Genomic DNA, 19,053 nt, shown 5'->3' with positions numbered 1-19,053 from the left:
GGGCCCGGCCCCGTCAGGCGTCGAGGACCACCGACTCCCACGGGCTCGGCCCGGTGCCGTCGTGCCAGGCCCGCAGCTCCGCACCGGCGACGCACACTATGCCGCACCGCTGTGCGTAGTCGAGGGCGGGAGCGGTGAAGTCGCTCGTCGTCACGAGGGCCGCTATGTCGGCCTCGTGGACGGTGAAGCACGTGCCGCCGAAGCGCTGCAGCTCCTCCGAGCCGACCTTGTTGTCCTCCCCGTACCGCTTGCACTGGATGACGACCCGACGCCCGTCGGGGGTCACCGCCACCACATCGGCCCCCAAGTCGCAGGCGCCTCCCACGACTTCCACCTCCTGGCACGCGTCACGGGCGCACAGCTCGGCTATGGCCTGCTCGAAACCGTCGGGGTCGAGTTCGGCGTAGTCGAGTTCGATGGGAGCCTCGATCACGACGGTGGCGGCGGTCTCTTGGGGGTCCCGCACCGGCGGAGGCGCACTCTCCATACTCTCCGAGGCCCGCTCGGCCGCCTCCTCCAGCACCTCGGCCGTACGACGCGCGTACCTCGCCGCGGAGAAGCGGCGCCACCTGGACCGGCCCAGGCAGCAGGCCGCGAGGCCCGCGACGACGAGCGAACCGATCCACAGCGGCCGGTTCTCGACCATCTGGGCGGCGACGCGCACCAGAGCCACCGAGCCGCACAGAATGATCGCGACGAGCACGAAGAACAGGGCGGTCGCGCGCAGATCGAAACGTCGCTCACGGTTCGCACGGCGAACCGGGCGCGTGGGTACGGTCATGCCACTCCCCAACAGCGGTCGGCAACGAAGATCACTTCATCCGCATGCCCAAGATCGCCGCGGTTAAGAGCCCGCGCTCTAAGGGGGAAAGGCCTGTTCGGTCCAGATGGTCTTGCCGGAGCGGGTGTAGCGCGTCCCCCATCGCTGGACGAGCTGCGCGACGATGAACAGGCCGCGCCCGCCCTCGTCCTCCTCGCCGCTGTGGCGCAGATGCGGTGAGGTGTGGCCCCGGTCCGCGACCTCGCACAGCAGGGTGCGGTCACGGATGAGGCGTACCTGGATCGGTCCTTCGGCGTACCGAACCGCGTTGGTCACCAGCTCGCTGACGACGAGTTCGGTCGCGAACGACAGCTCGCCGAGGCCCCAGTGGTTCAGCTGACGGGTGGCCAGCTCCCGCGCGTGGCCCGGGGCGACCGGTTCCGCGGGCAGCTCCCACTCGGTGACCTGCGCGGTGTCCAGTTCGCGGGTGCGGACGAGCAGCAGGGCGGTGTCGTCGCCCGTCGAGCCGCCCGGCAGAAGCTCCGCCACGGCCCGGTCGCAGAGCTCTTCGAGCGACGCGTGCCGGTCGCTGAGCACCCGGCCCAGGGTGTCGAGCCCATGGTCGATGTCGCGGTCACGGGCCTCGACCAGGCCGTCGGTGAAGAGAGCCAGCAGGCTGCCCACCGGCAGCTCGATCTCCATCGACTCGAACGGCAGGCCGCCGAGGCCCAGGGGCGGCCCGGCCGGCAGATCGGGGAAGGACAGCCGGCCGTCCGGGTCGACGACCGCCGGCGGCAGATGGCCCGCCCTCGCCATGACGCAGCGCCGCGACACCGGGTCGTAGACCGCGTAGAGACAGGTCGCCCCGGTGGTCACGTCGGTGTAGCCGCCGGGAAGGGCAGGGCCGCCCGACTGCTCCTCCGCCGACTGCCCCACCAGATCGTCGAGCCGCGAGAGCAGCTCCACGGGGTCCATGTCCATCTGGGCGAACGCGCGGACGGTCGTGCGCAGCCGTCCCATGGTGGCGGCCGCCTGCAGCCCGTGGCCGACCACGTCCCCGACCACGAGCCCGACCCGGGTCCCGGACAGCGGGATGACGTCGAACCAGTCACCGCCGACCCCCGTCACGTCGTCCGTGGGCAGGTAGCGGTAGGCCAGGTCGACCGCCGACTGCTCCGGCAGCTGCTGGGGCAGCAGCTGCCGCTGGAGGGCCAGGGACGCGGTGCGCTCCCGGGTGAAGCGGCGGGCGTTGTCGATGGACACGGCCGTACGGGCGACCAGCTCGTCGGCAAGGGCCACCTCGCCGCTGTCGAAGGTGGCAGGGCCGGTGCCGCGTACGAAGGTGACGAGGCCCAGAATGCTGTTCCCGGCCCGCAACGGCACGACCAGGGCCGCGTCGTCGAGCACGAGACCGCCGGAGGAGAGGCTGCGGTACTGCGGCGAACCCGGCGGATACTCCACGGGGAGCGGCTGTCCCGGCTGGCGCGCACAGTCGGCTTCCACGGTCGAGCAGCGGGCCACCCGCACCAGCGACTTCGCGGCCACACCGCTGGTGGCCGGCACCTCACCCTCCAGGACCGCCTCCGCGAGGTCGACCGTCACCGTGACGGCGAACTCCGGTACGGCCACCTCGGTGATCTTCTCGGCGGTGACCCGCACATCGAGGGCGGCGCCGATGCCGCGGCCCGCCTCGACGAGCAGGGCGAGCCGCCGCTGGGCCTTGTAACGGTCGGTGATGTCGAACGCGTCTTCGCATACGCCGAACACGTGACCGTCGGCGTCCTGGAGCCGGTAGTAGGCACAGGACCAGAGGTGGTCGGTTTCCGGGTCGCTGGGAGGCCGGCCCTGGAAGTGCAGGTCGAGGAAGGGCTCACCGGTGTCGAGGACGTGCTGCATGACCGAGTCGAGCGTGGGCGGATGGCCCTTGCTCACGAAGCGCCCCTCGGAGTACATGTCGTCGGCCCGGGAGCCGCGGAACTCCTCGAACGGTCGCCCCATCTCCAGTTCGTACGCCGTGTTGCACCAGGTCAGGCGCAGATCGGTGTCGTAGATGGCGAGGCCGACGGGGGACTGGGTGGCCAGCCCGTGCAGCAGTGCCTGCCGGGACTCCCACAGCCGCAGGTCCCGCAGCTCCGTGACGACGACGACACGCACCGCGGACCCGGCGCCCGCCAGGGGACACACCGCGGTGGCGACGGTCAGCTCACGCCCGTCCCGGTGCCGGGCGACGCGGAGCTCGTTGCCCCGCGACCCGGCGGAGAGCGGGCGGGCGGCGGCCGCCGGGCCGGGTGACAGCAGAAACGTCGACAGGGGCCGGCCGATGATCTCCTGCGGCCGGTACCCGAGGAGCCGCTCCGCCGCGGGGCTCCACCCCATGACCGTGTTCCGCGCGTCGACGACCGCCGTGGCCGCCCTGGTGACGTCGAGAGGACCACGGAAGTCAGCGCTTGCCTCGGCGTTCCACGCGTTCCATGCCGTCATGGCGCCACACCAGCCCCGTTCATTCCCTACAGAATCCGTCCTCCCCGGGGCAGGCACAACTGCGGTACACCCACCCAAGGCGAGCCCGCCGCCGTCACCACCGGGCAGCGGGGCCCCTTGCCGGGCCCGGCCGGGCCTCCCAGACTGCGGGGCAGGGGTGTGGGGATCGGGGGAGTGGGGGGGGGCGATGGCGGCACGACGGAGCCGGCGGTGGAGGAAGCGGTGGAGTAGGTGGAGGAAGCGGTGGAGTAAGCGCACGCGCGCGCGGGTGCGGGCCCTGGGTGCGGTCGCGGTGGTGGTCGCCGCCGTGTGGGTGGTCAGGAGCTGGGCCACGGTGTGGCCGGTGCTCGTGGCCGTGTTCGGGGCCGCCGCGGTGGGCGGGGCCGGATGGGGGCTGTGGCGTGCGCACCGTCTCGCGGTCGTGCGGGACCGGCGGTGGCGGGCGGACGAGGAGGCCAAGGCGCGGGAGCTGTCGATGGCGGAGGTCGACGCGCTCTCCTGGCAGGATTTCGAGCGGTACGTCGCCGATCTGTGCCGCCGGGACGGCTGCACGAGGGTCGTGGTCAGCGGCAGGAGCGGCGACCTGGGAGCCGACGTCGTCGGTCACCTCGCCGACGGCCGCAGGCTCGTCGTCCAGTGCAAGAAGTACGCGCCGCACCGCAGCGTGTCCTCGCAGGACATGCAGAAGTTCGTGGGCACCGCCCGCCCGGAGCACGGCGCGGACGTGGCCCTGTTCGTCACCACCTGCCGCACGTTCACGAAGGCGGCACTGGGCCTCGCCGTGCGGCAGGACATCGTGGCCCTGCACCGCGATCTGCTGGGCGCCTGGGTCAGAGGCGCCCACATCGAGTCGCTGATCCCGTTGAACGGGCGTGGCGGCGGAGCAACGCAGCGCCGCTCGCGGGCCTGAACACACCTCGCGTCGCATCCGTATCAGGGGTCGGTATCCCAACAGGAGGCGACGAGTTGAAGCACAAGCGCATACCCAAGCGAAAGGCCGTTCTGGCCGTGGCCGCGGCGACGGGCCTCGCCACAGTGGGAGTTCTGCTGCAGCATGCCGGCGCCACGCAGGCCGGGCCCGAGTCCCAGCGGATCGGCGCGGCATCGGCGACGAAGCTGGCCGGACAACTGGCCTCGCGGCTCGGCGACGCCTACGGAGGGGCGTACTACGACGCGGACAGGCGGCGGCTCGTCGTCAACGTGGCGAGTGACGACGAGGACATGACCGCCCAGGTGCGGCAAGCCGGTGCGGTGGCGCGCAGCGTGCGCAACAGCTCGGACGCGCTGGGGGCCGCGGGGCGGACACTGGCCCGCCGGGCCGACATGCCCGGCACCGCCTGGGCCACCGACCCCAGGACCAACCAGATCCTGGTCACGGCCGACCGCACGGTGACCGGTGAACGCTGGGACGAACTGGAGGCGACCGTCGCGTCGCTCGGCACGGGAGTGGCCCGCATCGAGAAGTCCGCGGGAGAGTTCAAGACCTTCGCCTCGGGCGGCGACGCCATCTTCGGGGGCGGCGCGCGCTGTTCGCTCGGGTTCAACGTGACGGCCGGCGACGGACGCCCCGGGTTCCTCACGGCGGGGCACTGCGGGGTCGCCGCCCGGAAGTGGTCGGAGGAACAGGACGGGGCGCCCGTCGGAACCGTCGAGGCGGCGACGTTCCCGGGGGACGGTGACTTCGCTCTCGTCACGTACGACGATCCGGCCACGGCCGCCCCGGCCGAGGTGGACACGGGGGACGGCCGGGCCACTGGTATCGTGCGGGCCGCAGAAGCGGCGGTCGGCCTCGAGGTGTCCCGGATGGGCAGCACCACCGGGCTCCGCGACGGAGTGGTCACCGGGCTCGACGCCACCGTCAACTACCCGGAAGGCACGGTCACCGGACTCATCCAGACCGATGTCTGTGCGGAACCGGGAGACAGTGGAGGTTCACTCTTCACCCGCGAGGGGAGTGCGATCGGCCTCACTTCGGGCGGCAGCGGTGACTGCACCGCGGGCGGCGAGACGTTCTTCCAGCCCGTGACCACGGCCCTGGCCGCGGTCGACGCCGAGATCGGCACCGGGAGCGGCACCGAGGCCGGTACCGGGGCCGGCGCCGGGTGATCTACTCCAACTCGCCTTGCTTTCAAGCCAGGCGGGGGATACTAGTGATGCCTGGAAGGAAAGCGGGAGGGCGATGTGGATTATCCGGAGGAGGGGTACTTGTCGGCAGGTGAAGCAACGCCCTCGGACTCTCGGTTGCGGATTCGCCCCTTGAGCGACCGGACCGGTCTCGAAGTGGCCGGAGAGGTCTGCCTGCCCACCTACCCGGTGTGGGAGCGGGCTCTCGAGCAGGTGGTGGTGGCCCGGCAGCACCGGCCGCCGTACCATCTTGATCTCTCGGCGCTGACCTTCATCGATGTGGCCGGAGTCACGGATCTCGCGGTGGCAGCCCAGGGCCTGGCCGACGGGCAGCGGCTCGTGCTGGAAGGACCGCCGCCCGCCCTGACCCGCCTGCTCGAGCTGTTCTGGCCCGATCTGTCAGCAATCGAGGTGTCCGCCCCATGAGTGCCACGGTTCAGACCGAACCCTTTGTCCACCCGGCGCTGTTCTACCGGGGCCGGGAGGAGTACCTCGAGGGCACTGTGCCGTTCGTCCTGGAGGGCCTCGACGCCGGCGAGGCGGTGGCGGTGGCGGTCCCCGAGGCCAACCTCGAGCTGATCCGCACCGCCCTGGGCGTGCGGGCCGAGAAGGTGCAGCTCCTCGACATGGGGCAGGCGGGGCGCAACCCCGGCCGGATCATCCCGCGGGTGCTGCGGGCGTTCGCCGACGCGCACCCCGAGGGCCGGGTCCGGATCATCGGCGAACCCATCTGGGCCGGGCGCACCGCCACGGAGTACCCCGCCTGCGCACAGCACGAGGCACTGATCAACCTGGCGTTCCAGGGCCGCGAGGCCACGATCCTCTGCCCGTACGACGAAGTGAATCTGGAAGAGACGGTCCTGGCCGACGCCCACGCCACCCACCCCACGATCATCCGGGCAGGTGCGGAGGACACGAGCGCGGCATACGCTCCCGAGGCCGTCGTCTCCCGCTACAACCAGCCCCTGACGGCACCCGACGACGTGCCGCAGGTGTCCTACGCCAAGCAGTCCCTGTCCGACGTCCGGCATCACGCCATCCTCAGAGCGGCCGAGCTCGGCCTGCCCGAGGCCCGGCTGCAGGACTTCGCCCTCGCCGTCGCCGAGCTGACGACCAACAGCGTGGTGCACGGCGGAGGCTCGGGCGCGATGCGGATCTGGGCCCAGGACCACCACGTCGTCTTCGAGGTCCGGGACGCCGGCGTCCTCGCCGACCCGCTCGCGGGCCGCTGTCCGCCTCCCAGGGACCAGCGCGGGGGACGGGGACTCCTCCTGGTGCATGTGATCGCCGACCTCGTCCGCGTCCACACCGACCCGGCCGACGGCACGACGACCCACTGCTACTTCCACCGCTGACCAGCCACGATGGGGACGGGTGCGTAAACGTATCGCCGGGTCCGGGCGGGCCCGGCGTGCCGTTAGACTCGACGACTGTGGCGGACACCCAGTACGAAGACCTGTTGCGCGCGGTACTCACCTCCGGGACGGCCAAGGCCGACCGGACGGGCACCGGTACCCGGAGCATTTTCGGGCACCAACTACGCTATGACCTCTCGCAAGGCTTCCCGCTGGTCACCACCAAAAAGGTGCACCTGAAGTCCATCGTGTACGAGCTCCTGTGGTTCCTGCGCGGCGACTCGAACGTCAGCTGGCTCCGTGAGAACGGCGTCACCATCTGGGACGAGTGGGCCGACGCGGACGGCGACCTCGGCCCGGTCTACGGAGTCCAGTGGCGCTCCTGGCCCACGCCGGACGGCGGACACATCGACCAGCTCACCGAGATCCTCGACACGCTGCGCCGCGACCCGGACTCCCGCCGGATGATCGTCTCCGCGTGGAACGTGGCCGAGCTGTCCAAGATGGCCCTCGCGCCGTGCCACGCCTTCTTCCAGTTCTACGTCGCCGACGGCAAGCTCTCCTGCCAGCTGTACCAGCGCAGCGCGGACCTGTTCCTCGGCGTCCCCTTCAACATCGCGAGCTACGCCCTGCTCACGCACATGGTGGCGCAGCAGGCCGGCCTCGAACCGGGCGACTTCATCTGGACCGGCGGCGACTGCCACATCTACGACAACCACGTCGAGCAGGTGACCGAGCAGCTGTCCCGCACCCCCTTCGACTTCCCCGAGCTGCGGCTGCGGGCGGCCGACTCCCTCTTCGACTACGCCTACGCCGACGTCGAGGTGCTCGGCTACCAGCACCACCCGGCCATCAAGGCTCCGGTCGCCGTATGAACGTCGGACTGATCTGGGCGCAGACCCTCGACGGCGTGATCGGCGCGGACAACGGCATTCCGTGGCGGCTTCCCGAGGACATGGCGCACTTCAAGGCGACCACCCTCGGCCACCCCGTGGTGATGGGGCGCAAGACCTGGGACTCGCTGCCGCCGCGCTTCCGTCCGCTGTCCGGCAGGCGCAACATCGTGGTGACGCGCGATCCCGAGTGGACGGCCGACGGCGCGGAGCGCGCCGGGTCCATCGCCGGGGCCCTGGAACTGGCGGCGCTCCCCGCACCCGGAGCCGATCCTTCGGAGCCGGCACCCCCCGCCGAGACGTGGGTGATCGGTGGCGGTGAGATCTACCGCGCCGCCCTGGCCTACGCCACGACGCTCTCGGTGACCGAAGTCGATTCCCCGGTGACCGGCGACACCTACGCCCCGACACCGGACGCGACCTGGCAGGTCGCGGAGGACAGCGGCTGGCGGACCTCCACCTCCGGCCTGCGCTACCGCATCCGCACCCACACCCGGCTCCACGCGGGCGTCCAGGCGCGACGGTAGCCGGTCACGCGGCGGTAGCCGGTCACGGCACGGGCGCGAGCCCGGGCAGGGTGAGAGCCGAATGGGCCGGGCGTCCCGCCGTCGGGCGGGGCCTGGTGGCCAGATTGCGCAGCATGGCGTTGCGCTGCTCCAGGGCCCGGGCGGTAGTCGGGAACAGCGCGGCGTCGCCCTTGCCGACCTGCTCCTGGTTCGTAGTCACGAAGGCACGGGTGTCGCGTTCGTAGGCGGCGAAGCCCGCGGTGTGCTCCCGGTCGGCCACGGAGGCGGCGAGCATGTACGCCCCGACGAGGGCGAGGCTGGAGCCCTGTCCGGTGAGGAACGAGGGCGCGTACGCGGCGTCGCCGACCAGTGCGACCCTGCCGCTCGACCAGCGGGGCATGCGGATCTGGCTGACCACGTCGAAGAACAGGTCGTCCGCGTCGCGCAGGGCGGCCAGCATGCCCGGCACCTCCCAGCCCGCGTCCGCGAAGACCGCGGCGACCAGGTCGCGTTGGGCCGCCGGGTTCCGGAACGCGTCGAGCGGCGGTTCCGGGTGGGCGAAGGCCAGGAGGGCATGCACGTCGTCGTTGCCGCCCGCGGCGCCGCCCCTCGCGTCGCCCGCAGCGTAGAGTGCCGCGGCCCTGCCCGGCGTGTTCCACAGCAGGGCCTCGTGGGAGAGCCCGAAGGTGTTGCGCAGGGTGAATCCGGCGAAGCAGTAGCCGAGGTAGTGATGGAACCGCTCCTCGGGGCCGAACACGAGCGCGCGGGTGTGTGAGTGCAGGCCGTCGGCTCCGAAGACCATGTCGAACGTACGCCTGCCGCCGCCGCGGAAGGTGACGTCGACCCCGTGGCCGGTCTGGTCGAGAGCGTCGATGGAGTCGTCGAACAGGAACTCCACGTCGTCACGGACCGCCGTGTGGAGGGCGTCGGTCAGATCCCCGCGCCGCACCTCGACGTCCTGGCCCGCGACGCCGCCGGTGACGGTGTGCGGGTCGATCGAGGCGACCTCGCCGCCGTCCCCGTCGAGGAAGGTCAGTCGGCGCAGGTCGATGTGCGCGTCCCGGAGGCGCGGCAGGATGCCCATCCTGCGGACGACTTCGAGTGCGGTGCCGCGTACGTCGATGGGATAACCGCCGCTCCGTATCGCGCCCGCCTTCTCGACCACCGTGACCGCGAATCCGTAGCGGTTCAGCCAGAACGCGAGGGCAGGCCCCGCGACACTGGCCCCGGAGATCAGAGCCGTGCGCCTCGGCGTGGTACGGACGCTCCTCGACAGGCCGGTGCGGGTCATTCCTTGACTCCTTTGCTCATGGTGCGGGCGACGAGGAGGGACAGCGCCGAGATGGCGCCGGCTATGACGAAGCCGGTGGCGAAGGCCGATTCGGCGGGTATGTCCGATCCGGAAGGGGTTCCGGCGGTGAGGACGGCACCGCCGATCTGCACCCCCACGGCGAAGCCGATCACGCGGGTCACCAGGACCAGGCTGGTGGCGATGCCGGTGTCGCTCCGGTCGACGGAGGTGGCGGTACGGGTCACCAGCGCCGTGACGCACAGGCCGTTGGCCAGCGCTATCAGCAGTTTGCCGACGACGAGATGCCAGATCTCGCTGTGCACGGCGGCCAGGCCGAGCAGGCCGACGGTCATGAGGAGGACCCCGGCGACGACCACGGCCCGCGAGCCGAAGCGCCGCGCGCCGATCCCGCTGAGCGGCCCGGCCAGTGAGGCGGCCACGGCGCCCGGTAGCAGGTAGAAGCCGATCTCGGTGGCGCCGGCCCCGAAGCCGTATCCGTCGGCGGACACGTCGAGGAGCTGCGGGATCAGATAGACCGCCATCGAGGTGCCCAGGCAGATCACGAAGGTCAGCACACACGACTGCCACATCGCGGGCCGTGCCAGCATGCGCAGATCCACCATCGGCGAGACCGCGCGGCGCTCGACGGCCGTCCACCCGGCCACGAAGCCGACGAGCACGACGATGAGGGCGCCGAGCACGAGCGGCTGCCCACCGAGTTCGGGCGCGAGAGCCAGCAAGAGCATGAGCGTGATGAGGGCCCCGCTCAGGAGGAGCAGACCGGGCCAGTCGATCCCGGCGCCGTCCGAGCGGCCCGGCGGATCGTGCGGCAGCAGCCTGTGCACCAGCACGGTGGCCCCGATGACCGCGAGCGTCGGCAGCGCGAACATCCAGTGCCGGGACAGCCCTTCCGCCACGGGCCCGGCGGACAGCGTGCCCGCCATCCCGCCGCCCACGAACAAACCGCTGACCACCCCGATGGCCACCTTCGACTCCCCGGCGGGGAGGTGCGCGCGCACCAGGATGAACGACAGGGGCAGCGCGCCCACCATCGCTCCCTGGAGCACCTGGCCGAGCAGCAGCACGGGCAGGTTCGGTGCGAGGGCGGACACCAGGCCACCGGCCGCGACCACCGCCATCAGCCGGACCATGACCCGTTTTCCGCCGTAGCGGTCGCCCAACTTGCCCGCGACCGGGGTGACGAGCGCGCCGGTGATGAGCAACATGACGCTGAGTAACGCACCTTCGGCCGGACTCATGTCCAGCTCGCGTTGCAGGAGGGGGAGCGTCGGTGTCACCACCGACTCCAGGGCGCCGGTGGCGACCGCCAGCACGCCGAGGGCTCCGACAGCGGACTTCCCGATGTGCACCGGGGGAGCCAGAGTTGCGGTCATGGACTTCCTTTCCGTCGTGGTCGGGCGAATCCGAAACTACACTACACCGTGCAGTGTAGGAAGGTTAGGATGTGCCCATGCCGACCACGAAGACCGCGAGCACGAAGACGCCGACCACGAAGGCGAAGACGCCGAGGACGCCGACCGCGAAGACACTGCGCGAGGGGTCCACGCCGAAGCGGGCCGCGATCCTGTCGGCGGCCCGTGAACTGTTCCTCGCCGACGGCTTCGACCGGTCGAGCGTCGACGCGGTCGCCGCCCGGGCCGAGGTGTCCAAGCGGACGGTCTACGACTACTTCGGCGACAAGCGGACGCTGCTGCACGCGGTCGTGGACGTCGTGGGTCAGTCGCTGATCACCACGATCCGGCGCACCCTCGACGACACGCTGACCGACCTCACCGAGGCCGCCGAACTCGAGGACGCCCTGGTCACGTTCGCGATGCGCATCGCGACCGACATGCTCGGCTCGGCGGAGTACGCGACGCTCCAGCGACTGGTCCGGGCGGAAAGCGGCCACCCGCCGCACCAGGGCGAAAACCCCCTGGCCGACGCCCCCGACGAGGCGATCGCCGAGCGGTTCGCCGCCTTCGCCGATGCCGGGCTGCTCGACGTCCCCGACCCCCGGCTCGCGGCCGACCAGTTCATCGCGCTCACCTTCAGCGTCGCGATCAACAGGCTCGGTTCCGCGAACGCCCTGGAGGACGCGCGCGTCCGGCCGCTCGTCGTCGAGGGAGTGCGGACCTTTCTGCGGGCGTACCGGGCCCTGTAGACACTTCCGTAGGTACTCCTGCGGGTGCTAGCGGCCCGCCGTACGCAAGGACGCGTCCAGGATGCTCATGAGCTCCGCGACACGGGTCTTGCCGGGCGGCGCGAGCGGATACCGGCCGAGGACGTCGATCAGGACCGGGGTGGCGCGCCGCCCGGCCCGCTCGATCAGGGCGAGCCCGACGGCGGGATCGCCGCCCGCGTTCAGTTCGCCCACGCGCGCCGCGCTCGCGGCGGCCCGCAGGATGTGACCCACCTGGGTGGCTTTCGCGATGGGGTGGAGGTAGGCCGCGGCAGCGGCATCTCCGGCGGCGCGCGCGGCGAGCTGCTCGGCCTCCGTGGCCGCTTCGCGCGCGGCGCGGTGGGCGTCGAGGGCGGTGGTGCGCTGGAGGTTGGTGCGCCGCGCGCCGTTCACGAACTCCCGTGCCGCGTCGACGGCCGCACGAGGCCGCGGGTCGTCCGGGTTGGCGCCCTCGAAGACGGGCAGGACCTCCTCGGCGCTCTCCACGGCGTAGCGCGCGACGGCGCGCAGCTCGTCCATGGTCAGCTCGAAGTCCCCGGATACGGTCGTCATGGCACCGACTCTCCCACGTGCGGGCCGCCCGGAGCCCGCGGGCTGTGCCGACGGTGCCGGCAGTGCTGTCGCTGGGGGCGGCCCCCTCACCGCAGGATCGACTCCAGGAAGTCGCTGCCCAGCCGTGCCACCACGGTGACGTCCAGCTGGTGCTGCACGTACCTCCCGTGCCGCCGCGTCGTGAGCATCTCGGCCTCGCGCAGGGCCTTAAGGTGGCGCGACACCTCGGACGCGGTGAGGCCGAAGCCCGTCGCCAACTCGCTCGTCGTGTACGGGGCACGGGCCAGCGCCCAGCACAGCCGTATCCGGACCGGATGGGCCAGCGCCATCAGGCGTTTCTCCATCAGCTGCGAGGTGCGGGGTCCCGGCCGCAACTCCGGTGCGGCCACCGGATAGCCGACGACCGGCCGCCACCCCGGAGCCTGCCGCACGATGAGATGCGGCCAGCCGAACGTGCTCGGCACGAACGTGACGCCGGGTTCGACGCCCGGCTGTGTGGCCTCCGTCCAACCGTCGGCCAGTTTGTCGATGCTGATGCGGCGGCCCCGCGCGCTCTCCTCCAGGGTGATGGTCGGTGACACCGCCTGCAGTGCGTCGGCGAGGCTCTTGCGGCGCAGCAGGTCCGTCTTCTCCCGTGCGTCCGCCGCCAGTTGGGGACGGACCCGCTGCCACACGTCGGCGAAGAACGCCTCGTCGCAGTCCTCCAGGAGCCGCCGGATCCAGGTGCGGACCTTGGCCGGGTCCTTCAGCAGGTGCTGGGCGAAGTCGAGCTGCCGCGGGCCGCGCGCGGACGCCCGCTCCAGGGAGGCGTCCCGAGCGGCCTCGTCCACCAGCGGGGAGCGCCCGCCGCCGGAGCGCAGCGCACAGCCGGCGGCGTTGATCTCGAGCGCGGCCGCGACGAACGCCTCGTCGTCGAGCGCGTCCACCTCGTCCAGCTCCTCGGCCAGCGTCGCGGGCGGCATGGGCCTGCGGGGCAGCAGGATGTCGGACCGCGTCGACCGCCACATGAACTCCGCCTCCGCCATCCGGCCCAGCAGCTCCGGCTTCAGCCCCGCGGCCGTCGTCGTCGCCCAGCCGTGCAGGCCGGGGTGGTGGGCCGGCTCGGAGAGCACGTGCAGAGCCGCCCCCAGCTCGGCCAGCGGGGACGGCCCGAAGACGATGCGCTCCGTCGGAAGACCGGAGATGTCGATGGCGACGCTCATGGCTTTATGGTGCACGGATCATCGGGCGGTCGGCGCCCCGATTAGCGGCGTCCGTCAATCGGCGCGCCAACCGGCCCGACCGTACGCACCGTTGACGGCATGCGCTTCTCAGCCGGACACGTGCTCGGCCAAGGCCGGGCGGCAGACCATCATGACGTGGCGGATCCACGGCCCTCGCCGGCCGCCGCCGCCGAACGGCCCCGCGTCCTGGTCGTCGGCGGCAGGCTCCAACATGTGCGGAAGGCCCAAGAGCTCGGCCTCGACGTGGTGCACGTCCAGTTCCCCGACGCGTACGACCGCGGCCACTGGCCCCACGTCGAACAGGCGCTGCTGCTCGACTACCGCGCCATCGACCGCCTTCTGCCGCTGGTCCGAGCGGTGCACGACACGAACCCGTGCCGGGCCGCCGTGTCGCTGTTCGAGCTCGGGCTGCTGCCGGCGGCGCGGATCAACGAGGCGCTCGGCCTCGGCGGCGAGTCCGTCGCCACCGTTGAGCTCCTGACGGACAAGGCACGGATGCGGCGGCGCCTCGCCGCGACGGGCATCAGCCCGGTGGCTTCCGCGGTCGGCCGCCACCCGCGCGACGTACGGGAGTTCGTGGCGGCGCACGGGCTCCCGGTCATCGTCAAACCGGTCCGCGAGTCGGGCAGCCTGGGAGTGTTCCACGTCCGCGACCCGGCCGACGTGGACGCCGTCGCCGACCGGTTCCGGTCCCTCGCCGACGGGCCCTGGTCCGCCCACGACCTGGCAGGCCCCGGCGCCTTCGACGAGTTCCTGATCGAGGAGTTCCTGGACGGCCCGGAGATCAGCGTGGAGACCCTGTCCTTCGACGGCAGGCACGTGGTCGTCGCGATGACGGACAAGGAGTGCGGCGGGCCCGGTTTCGTCGAGATCGGGCACGCCCAGCCGAGCGGCTGCCCGGCCGGGACGCGGGCCGAGGTCACGCGGTTGGTGACGGACTTCCTCGACGCCGTGGGGCTGCGCAACGGCCCAGGGCACACCGAGATCAAGCTGACCTCGCGCGGCCCCCGGATCGTCGAGTCGCACAACCGCGTCGGCGGTGACCGGATCAACGAACTGACGTCGCTCGTCCACGGCGTCGACATGGAGCGCCACGCCCTGGCCGCCGGGCTCGGCGTGCTCGACCCGCCGACCGGCTCGCCCAAGCCCCGTGGCGGAGCGGCCGTCCGGTTCCTCACGCCGGAGCCCGGCCGGGTCGTGGAGGTGACCGGCGTCGACGCCGTGCGCGCCGACCCGGCCTGCGTCGACCTCCACCTGGCGGTGCGGCCGGGTGCCGAGGTGCGGCCGCTGACCTGGAACGAGGACAAGGCCGGTCACGTCATCGCCCGAGGCGCCACCGCCGCTGAGGCGATCGCCCACAGCAGGCGGCTGGCCGCGGCCGTCCATGTACGCACCGAGCCCGTCGCGTGAGCCGGCACCACATCCCTCAGTCCGCCGGGCGGTGGGAGTCCGCCGGGCGGTGGGTGGCCGTCAGCACGTGCCAGTCCGCGGTGCCGATGTCGGCCGGGGTGCCGTCCAGGACGCGGGCCGTGCGGGTGGCCGGGTCCAGGGTGACCGTGGCGAGAGTGGCCCAGCGCTGCCCGAGGGGCTTGGCCGGGTCGGCGATGCAGGTGACCGGTGGCTCGTCCGCGCCGGTGACGAGGAGGGACGCCAAGGCGTCGGTGTCGGAGGGGAGTCGGGGTGTCCGGTGCAGCCGGTCGGCCATGAAGGCGCGGCGTTCGGCCGAGTCGGGCTGGTAGAGCCAGGACTTCTCGTCGGCGGTGAGGGCCGGGGTGAGGAAGTGGTTGGTACGCAGCAGGACGCCGCGGCCGTCGGGCCGGATCTCGTGCACGCCCGCGGGGCTGATGTCGAGGAGCACGGCGTCTCCCGCCGCGTCGAAGAGCGCGAAGGACCCGGAGGAGGCGAGCGGTGCGGAGCGCACGAGGTCGACGGCCTCGGCGACACTCCCTGCCTCCGCGAGGACGACGGCGGCGAGGACGTGCATCGGGACGCCGCCGACGGTGTCGCGGAGATGGCCCAGAATGTTGAAGTGCACGGCCAGGCCCGCGCTGTTGAGACCGATCTTGCCGAGAATGCCGTGCTCGGTGAGGCCGACGACGGTGTGGCGTGCGCCGTGCGACTCCAGGGTGTGCCAGTGGCCGGCCAGCTCGACGTGCCAGTCCCAGGTCTGCGCGCCGAGACCGCCGAGTACGACGGTGGTGCACTCGCCGGGCGGCACGGCGGTGGAGCGGGCCAGGATCTCCGTACGCGCGTTGAGGACACCGACCTGCCACTCCTCGACACCGGCACCGGACGCGAGGCCGGCGATCTCGGCGCGGGCCGCGGGCCGGAAGCCGCCGATGACGTCGAGGGCGCGCTCGGCGTCGGCGCGGGCGCCGCTCAGGGTGATGCCGCCGAGGGCGAAGAGGCGGGCGTAGACGTCGAGCGCGGCAGGGATGCCGGTGCGCAGGTGTTCGCCGCGGGCCACGCCGCGCGCGTACGGGTCGGCGGCGGACACGGCGATGTGGAGGCGGTCGGCGGGGCGGGGGATGGCGGGCATCGGGATTCCTCAGTGAGCGGTGCGGGAGTGGAGCAGGACATCGCCGCCGACGACGGTGGCGAGGACGGGGTTGCGGGCCTGCTCCTCGGGGGTGAGGTCGAGGGGATTGTCCGCGAGGACGGTCAGGTCGGCGAGGAAGCCGGGGGCGATCCTGCCGAGTTCGTGCTCGGCGCCCGCCGCGCGGGCGGCGGCCCGGGTCATACCCGTGTACGCCTCCCGCGCGGTGATCGCCTGAGCGGGCTGGACCGGGGCGGTCTCCGGTTCGTCCACCGGGCGGCGAAGCTGGCAGTCGGCGAGGCAGGTGCGCGGGTCGCCGGGCCCGATCGGCCAGTCCGAACCGAGGGCGACGACCGCGCCGTGGTCGAGCAGGTCACGGGTGCGCCAGCCGCGCGCGGCGCGGTCCGGGCCGATCCGCCGCGACCAGTTGTCGGTGCCGTCGGCGCGGGTGTGCCGGGTGCCGTGCACGGGCTGGAGGCCGGCCACGACGCCGAGTTGCGCGAACCGGGGGAGGAGGTCGTCGGGCAGGGACTCGATGTGCTCGACGCGGTGCGGGGCGCGGCCCGCGGGGCCCACCTCTTCGAGTACGTCGAGTGCGTGGCGCACGGCCTGGTCGCCGATGGCGTGGGTGGCGGTGGGGATGCCGCGTGCCGTGAAGAAGCGGACGGCGGCGCGGTAGGCGTCCAGGTCGCGCCAGAGGGGCGCACGGTTCTCGCCGTGGTGGTCGGGGCGGTCGAACCAGGCGGTGCCGTTGTCGGCGGTGCCGTCCAGCATGAACTTCGCGCCCTCGACGTGCCAGCGGCGGCCGGCCAGCCCCTGCTGCCCGGCGATCCGCTGCCACGCCCCGGGGCCCGAGTCGGCGGGCACGAGGGGAGAACAGCGGATGCGCAGGGGGAGTTCACCGTGTGCCTCGATGTACCGGTAGACGTCCTCGGACGGGTCGGTGAAGTCCAGGGCGTGCAGTCCGGTGAGGCCGCCGCGGGCCAGGATCTCCAACTGCGTACGGACGTAGGCGGCGGCCGTGGCGAGCGGCACCTCGGGGTAGTGGTCGAAGACGAGGTCCATGGCCTGGAGTTCGAGGACGTGGCCGGTCGGCCGTCCGTCGGGGCCGGTGACCACGCAGGAGGCGTCGGTGAACGTCTCGCGGCCGGTCAGTCCCGCGCGCCGCACGGCTTCGGGGCTGATGACGAGGGCGTGCGCGTCCTGGGTCAGGAGGGAGACGGGGCGGCCGGGGAAGCGCTCGCCGAGGACGGCGCCGGAGGGCTCTTGGCCCAGGGCCGTGAAGACGTTGACGTCCAGGTCGTACCCCGTGATCCAGGCATCGCCCGGGGCGCCTCGGTCCTCATACATGTCCTCGGCGACCCGGGCGAGGACTGCGTCGAGTGTGGCCGCCCCCGACAGGTCCACGCCACGGCCGATCTCGATGGAGCCCCACACCGGGTGCGCGTGTCCGTCGACGAGGCCGGGCAGGACGGTGGCGCCGGGGAAGTCGTGGACCACAGTGGACGGGCCGCGCAGGGCCGCGATGTTATCGGCGGCCGCGACCGCGACGATCCGGCCGTCCGTGATCGCGAGGGCGTCGGCGGGGTGACCAGCCCATTCCTCCTGGTGGTCGGCTGCCTCAAGGGGCTCGATTCGGGCGGCCGTCACGATGACGTCGGCGTGCACAGGGATGCGCCTTTCGCGGTGGGGGAGTCGGGTGAGTCAGGGGTTTCGGGAGTGTCCGTGCCGATGGTGCGCACGGCGCGTGCGGTGGCCCAGTAGACGAGGGCGGTGACGCCCATGCCGGCCGGTATCGCCAGGTCGACACCGGCGGACGCGGTCGCGAGCGGACCGGTCCAGAAGGTCGTGCTCGCCCACATCAGCGCGGCGAGAGCGCCGGTGAGCAGGGCGAGGAGGCCCGGCCAGTGGAAGCCGCCGCGGTACCAGAACGGCCCGCCGCGCTCCTGGTGCAGCAGGCGCTCGCCGTCGTAGCGGTTGCGCCGCAGCGCCAGGTCGGTGACGGCCACCGCCATCGCCGGACCGGTGATCACGACGACGAGTTGCAGCATCGTGTTGACGCTGGTCAGAAAGTCGAAGACGAGGATCGCGTAGAGGGTCGCCGCCGTGCCGAGTACACCGATGACGAGGACCGCGGGGATGCGTGCGATGCGGACGCCCACCGACTGGACGGACAGGCCCGCGCTGTACGCCGTCATTCCGTTGTTGGCGATGGTGTTGAGGACGACGGCGATCACGAAGACGGGCACGAACCAGCCGGGCAGGAGCTGTTGCAGGGCCGTCTGCGGGTCGGTCATGTCGAGGCCGGTCGCCGCCAGCGCGCCCACCGAGGTGAAGACGGTGCTCGGCAGATAGGCGCCGAGGGCCGTCCAGCCGGCGACGGCGGTGACGGAGCTGGCGCGCGGCAGATAGCGGGCCAGGTCGGGGCTGTTGCTGTACGAGAGGGCCGTCGACCCGACGATCGTGAAGCCGGTGCCGAGCGCGGCCGCCAGGGAGGCGCCGTGCAGTGGCTCCGCCGGGGTGTACGACCAGTCGACCGCGTCCAGCACGTATCCGGTCACCACGACGAAGACGACGGTGAGCAGGACGCTCAGGGCGGTGTAGAGGCGCACGATGGTCGCGTAGCCGTAGATCGCGACGAGGAGGGTGACGCCGGCGATCAGACAGATCACCGCGGCGTCGAGGGCGGAGGAGCCGGGCAGACCCCACTGCCGGGCCAGGCCGATGCCGGCGACGGAGGCGGCCGACCAGTTCAGGGCGAGGTAGGCGGAGGCGATGAGCCAGCCGGTCACGATCAGGACCATCTTGTTGCCGACCACGCCGTAGTACGCCCGGGAGATCACCGAACCGCTCGTGCCGGCCGCGGGTCCGCTCGCGGCCACCACGCCGGTGCAGATCCACAGCAGGTTCCCGGTCAGGATCACACCGAAGGCCTGCGGCAGGGAGAGCCCCGTCAGGATCAGCGAGGCGCCCACCGCGAAGCTCAGATAGCTGACGTTTGGGGCGGCCCAGACGGCGAAGAGTCGGCGGGGGCGTCCGATGCGTTCTGCGTCGGGGACCAGGTCGATGCCCCGGGTCTCGGGCCGACCTGCACGTACTGGGGGTGGTGTGGTCATCCTGGCCTCTCGGGTGCCGCCCGGCCCGCTTATT

17 protein-coding genes are annotated in these 19,053 nt (G+C 72.2%); 8 read left to right on the top strand and 9 right to left on the bottom strand.

Translation table 11 applies throughout. The features are described 5' to 3' along the window. Nucleotides 1-13 precede the first annotated feature (13 nt). Nucleotides 14-781: a restriction endonuclease gene (locus tag ACZ56E_RS13505; RefSeq protein WP_471213909.1), complete on the bottom strand. Its 768-nt coding sequence runs from the start codon at nucleotides 779-781 to the stop codon at nucleotides 14-16. A gap of 78 nt (nucleotides 782-859) precedes the next feature. After that, a complete protein-coding gene (locus tag ACZ56E_RS13500) occupies nucleotides 860-3,241 on the bottom strand; it encodes a SpoIIE family protein phosphatase (protein WP_471213907.1) in 2,382 nt (793 codons plus the stop codon). Between the two features lie 268 nt (nucleotides 3,242-3,509). On the opposite strand from ACZ56E_RS13500, the gene ACZ56E_RS13495 reads away from it, so the two are divergent. The 6 genes from ACZ56E_RS13495 to ACZ56E_RS13470 all read left to right on the top strand — a co-directional run bounded on the left by ACZ56E_RS13495 (nucleotide 3,510) and on the right by ACZ56E_RS13470 (nucleotide 8,140). After that, a complete protein-coding gene (locus tag ACZ56E_RS13495) occupies nucleotides 3,510-4,151 on the top strand; it encodes a restriction endonuclease (protein ID WP_471213906.1) in 642 nt (213 codons plus the stop codon). Between the two features lie 56 nt (nucleotides 4,152-4,207). Continuing rightward, nucleotides 4,208-5,347, top strand: a complete 1,140-nt coding sequence (locus ACZ56E_RS13490) for a S1 family peptidase (RefSeq protein WP_471213904.1) — start codon at nucleotides 4,208-4,210, stop codon at nucleotides 5,345-5,347. A gap of 150 nt (nucleotides 5,348-5,497) precedes the next feature. Continuing rightward, nucleotides 5,498-5,791 (top strand): STAS domain-containing protein, encoded by a 294-nt coding sequence (locus ACZ56E_RS13485; RefSeq protein ID WP_398307973.1) that lies wholly within the window; start codon nucleotides 5,498-5,500, stop codon nucleotides 5,789-5,791. Then, complete coding sequence (locus ACZ56E_RS13480; protein WP_471213903.1) at nucleotides 5,788-6,720, top strand: anti-sigma factor RsbA family regulatory protein; 933 nt, start codon at nucleotides 5,788-5,790, stop codon at nucleotides 6,718-6,720. The genes ACZ56E_RS13485 and ACZ56E_RS13480 overlap by 4 nt, the downstream gene beginning before the upstream one ends. A gap of 77 nt (nucleotides 6,721-6,797) precedes the next feature. Further along, complete coding sequence (locus ACZ56E_RS13475) at nucleotides 6,798-7,595, top strand: thymidylate synthase (protein WP_471213900.1); 798 nt, start codon at nucleotides 6,798-6,800, stop codon at nucleotides 7,593-7,595. Beyond that, on the top strand, nucleotides 7,592-8,140 hold the full coding sequence (locus ACZ56E_RS13470) for a dihydrofolate reductase (RefSeq protein WP_468605268.1): 549 nt from the start codon (nucleotides 7,592-7,594) through the stop codon (nucleotides 8,138-8,140). Before ACZ56E_RS13475 ends, ACZ56E_RS13470 begins: the two co-directional genes overlap by 4 nt. Nucleotides 8,141-8,162: 22 nt before the next feature. Here the strand turns inward: ACZ56E_RS13470 and ACZ56E_RS13465 are convergent, their stop codons facing one another. After that, nucleotides 8,163-9,410, bottom strand: coding sequence for a Rossmann-fold NAD(P)-binding domain-containing protein (locus ACZ56E_RS13465; protein WP_471213897.1), 1,248 nt, complete (start codon nucleotides 9,408-9,410; stop codon nucleotides 8,163-8,165). Beyond that, nucleotides 9,407-10,804 (bottom strand): MFS transporter, encoded by a 1,398-nt coding sequence (locus tag ACZ56E_RS13460; RefSeq protein WP_471213896.1) that lies wholly within the window; start codon nucleotides 10,802-10,804, stop codon nucleotides 9,407-9,409. Before ACZ56E_RS13460 ends, ACZ56E_RS13465 begins: the two co-directional genes overlap by 4 nt. Nucleotides 10,805-10,881: 77 nt before the next feature. Here ACZ56E_RS13460 and ACZ56E_RS13455 point away from each other — a divergent pair, with 77 nt between their 5' ends. Next, nucleotides 10,882-11,574 carry a TetR/AcrR family transcriptional regulator gene (locus ACZ56E_RS13455; protein ID WP_471213893.1) on the top strand — a complete coding sequence of 231 codons (693 nt, stop codon included), beginning with the start codon at nucleotides 10,882-10,884 and terminating at the stop codon, nucleotides 11,572-11,574. 27 nt (nucleotides 11,575-11,601) lie between these two features. On the opposite strand, the gene ACZ56E_RS13450 is transcribed toward ACZ56E_RS13455, so the two are convergent. Next, nucleotides 11,602-12,144: a putative immunity protein gene (locus ACZ56E_RS13450; RefSeq protein WP_471213891.1), complete on the bottom strand. Its 543-nt coding sequence runs from the start codon at nucleotides 12,142-12,144 to the stop codon at nucleotides 11,602-11,604. A gap of 86 nt (nucleotides 12,145-12,230) precedes the next feature. Then, nucleotides 12,231-13,346 (bottom strand): DUF5937 family protein, encoded by a 1,116-nt coding sequence (locus ACZ56E_RS13445; protein WP_471213888.1) that lies wholly within the window; start codon nucleotides 13,344-13,346, stop codon nucleotides 12,231-12,233. 156 nt (nucleotides 13,347-13,502) lie between these two features. Here ACZ56E_RS13445 and ACZ56E_RS13440 point away from each other — a divergent pair, with 156 nt between their 5' ends. Next, complete coding sequence (locus ACZ56E_RS13440) at nucleotides 13,503-14,777, top strand: ATP-grasp domain-containing protein (RefSeq protein WP_471213886.1); 1,275 nt, start codon at nucleotides 13,503-13,505, stop codon at nucleotides 14,775-14,777. 16 nt (nucleotides 14,778-14,793) lie between these two features. On the opposite strand, the gene ACZ56E_RS13435 is transcribed toward ACZ56E_RS13440, so the two are convergent. From ACZ56E_RS13435 to ACZ56E_RS13425, 3 genes are read right to left on the bottom strand one after another with little or no spacing between them, the layout of a single operon-like run. Continuing rightward, complete coding sequence (locus ACZ56E_RS13435; protein ID WP_471213885.1) at nucleotides 14,794-15,906, bottom strand: C45 family autoproteolytic acyltransferase/hydolase; 1,113 nt, start codon at nucleotides 15,904-15,906, stop codon at nucleotides 14,794-14,796. Nucleotides 15,907-15,915: 9 nt separating this feature from the next. Beyond that, nucleotides 15,916-17,571, bottom strand: coding sequence for an amidohydrolase (locus ACZ56E_RS13430; RefSeq protein ID WP_471213883.1), 1,656 nt, complete (start codon nucleotides 17,569-17,571; stop codon nucleotides 15,916-15,918). Further along, nucleotides 17,550-19,019 carry a purine-cytosine permease family protein gene (locus ACZ56E_RS13425; protein ID WP_471213882.1) on the bottom strand — a complete coding sequence of 490 codons (1,470 nt, stop codon included), beginning with the start codon at nucleotides 19,017-19,019 and terminating at the stop codon, nucleotides 17,550-17,552. Before ACZ56E_RS13425 ends, ACZ56E_RS13430 begins: the two co-directional genes overlap by 22 nt. Between the last annotated feature and the right edge of the window lie 34 nt (nucleotides 19,020-19,053).

This window comes from Streptomyces sp. NPDC039480 (assembly GCF_055597165.1).
Note: the sequence above shows the minus strand (reverse complement) of the source record. Positions and strands in the feature narration are given on the sequence as shown.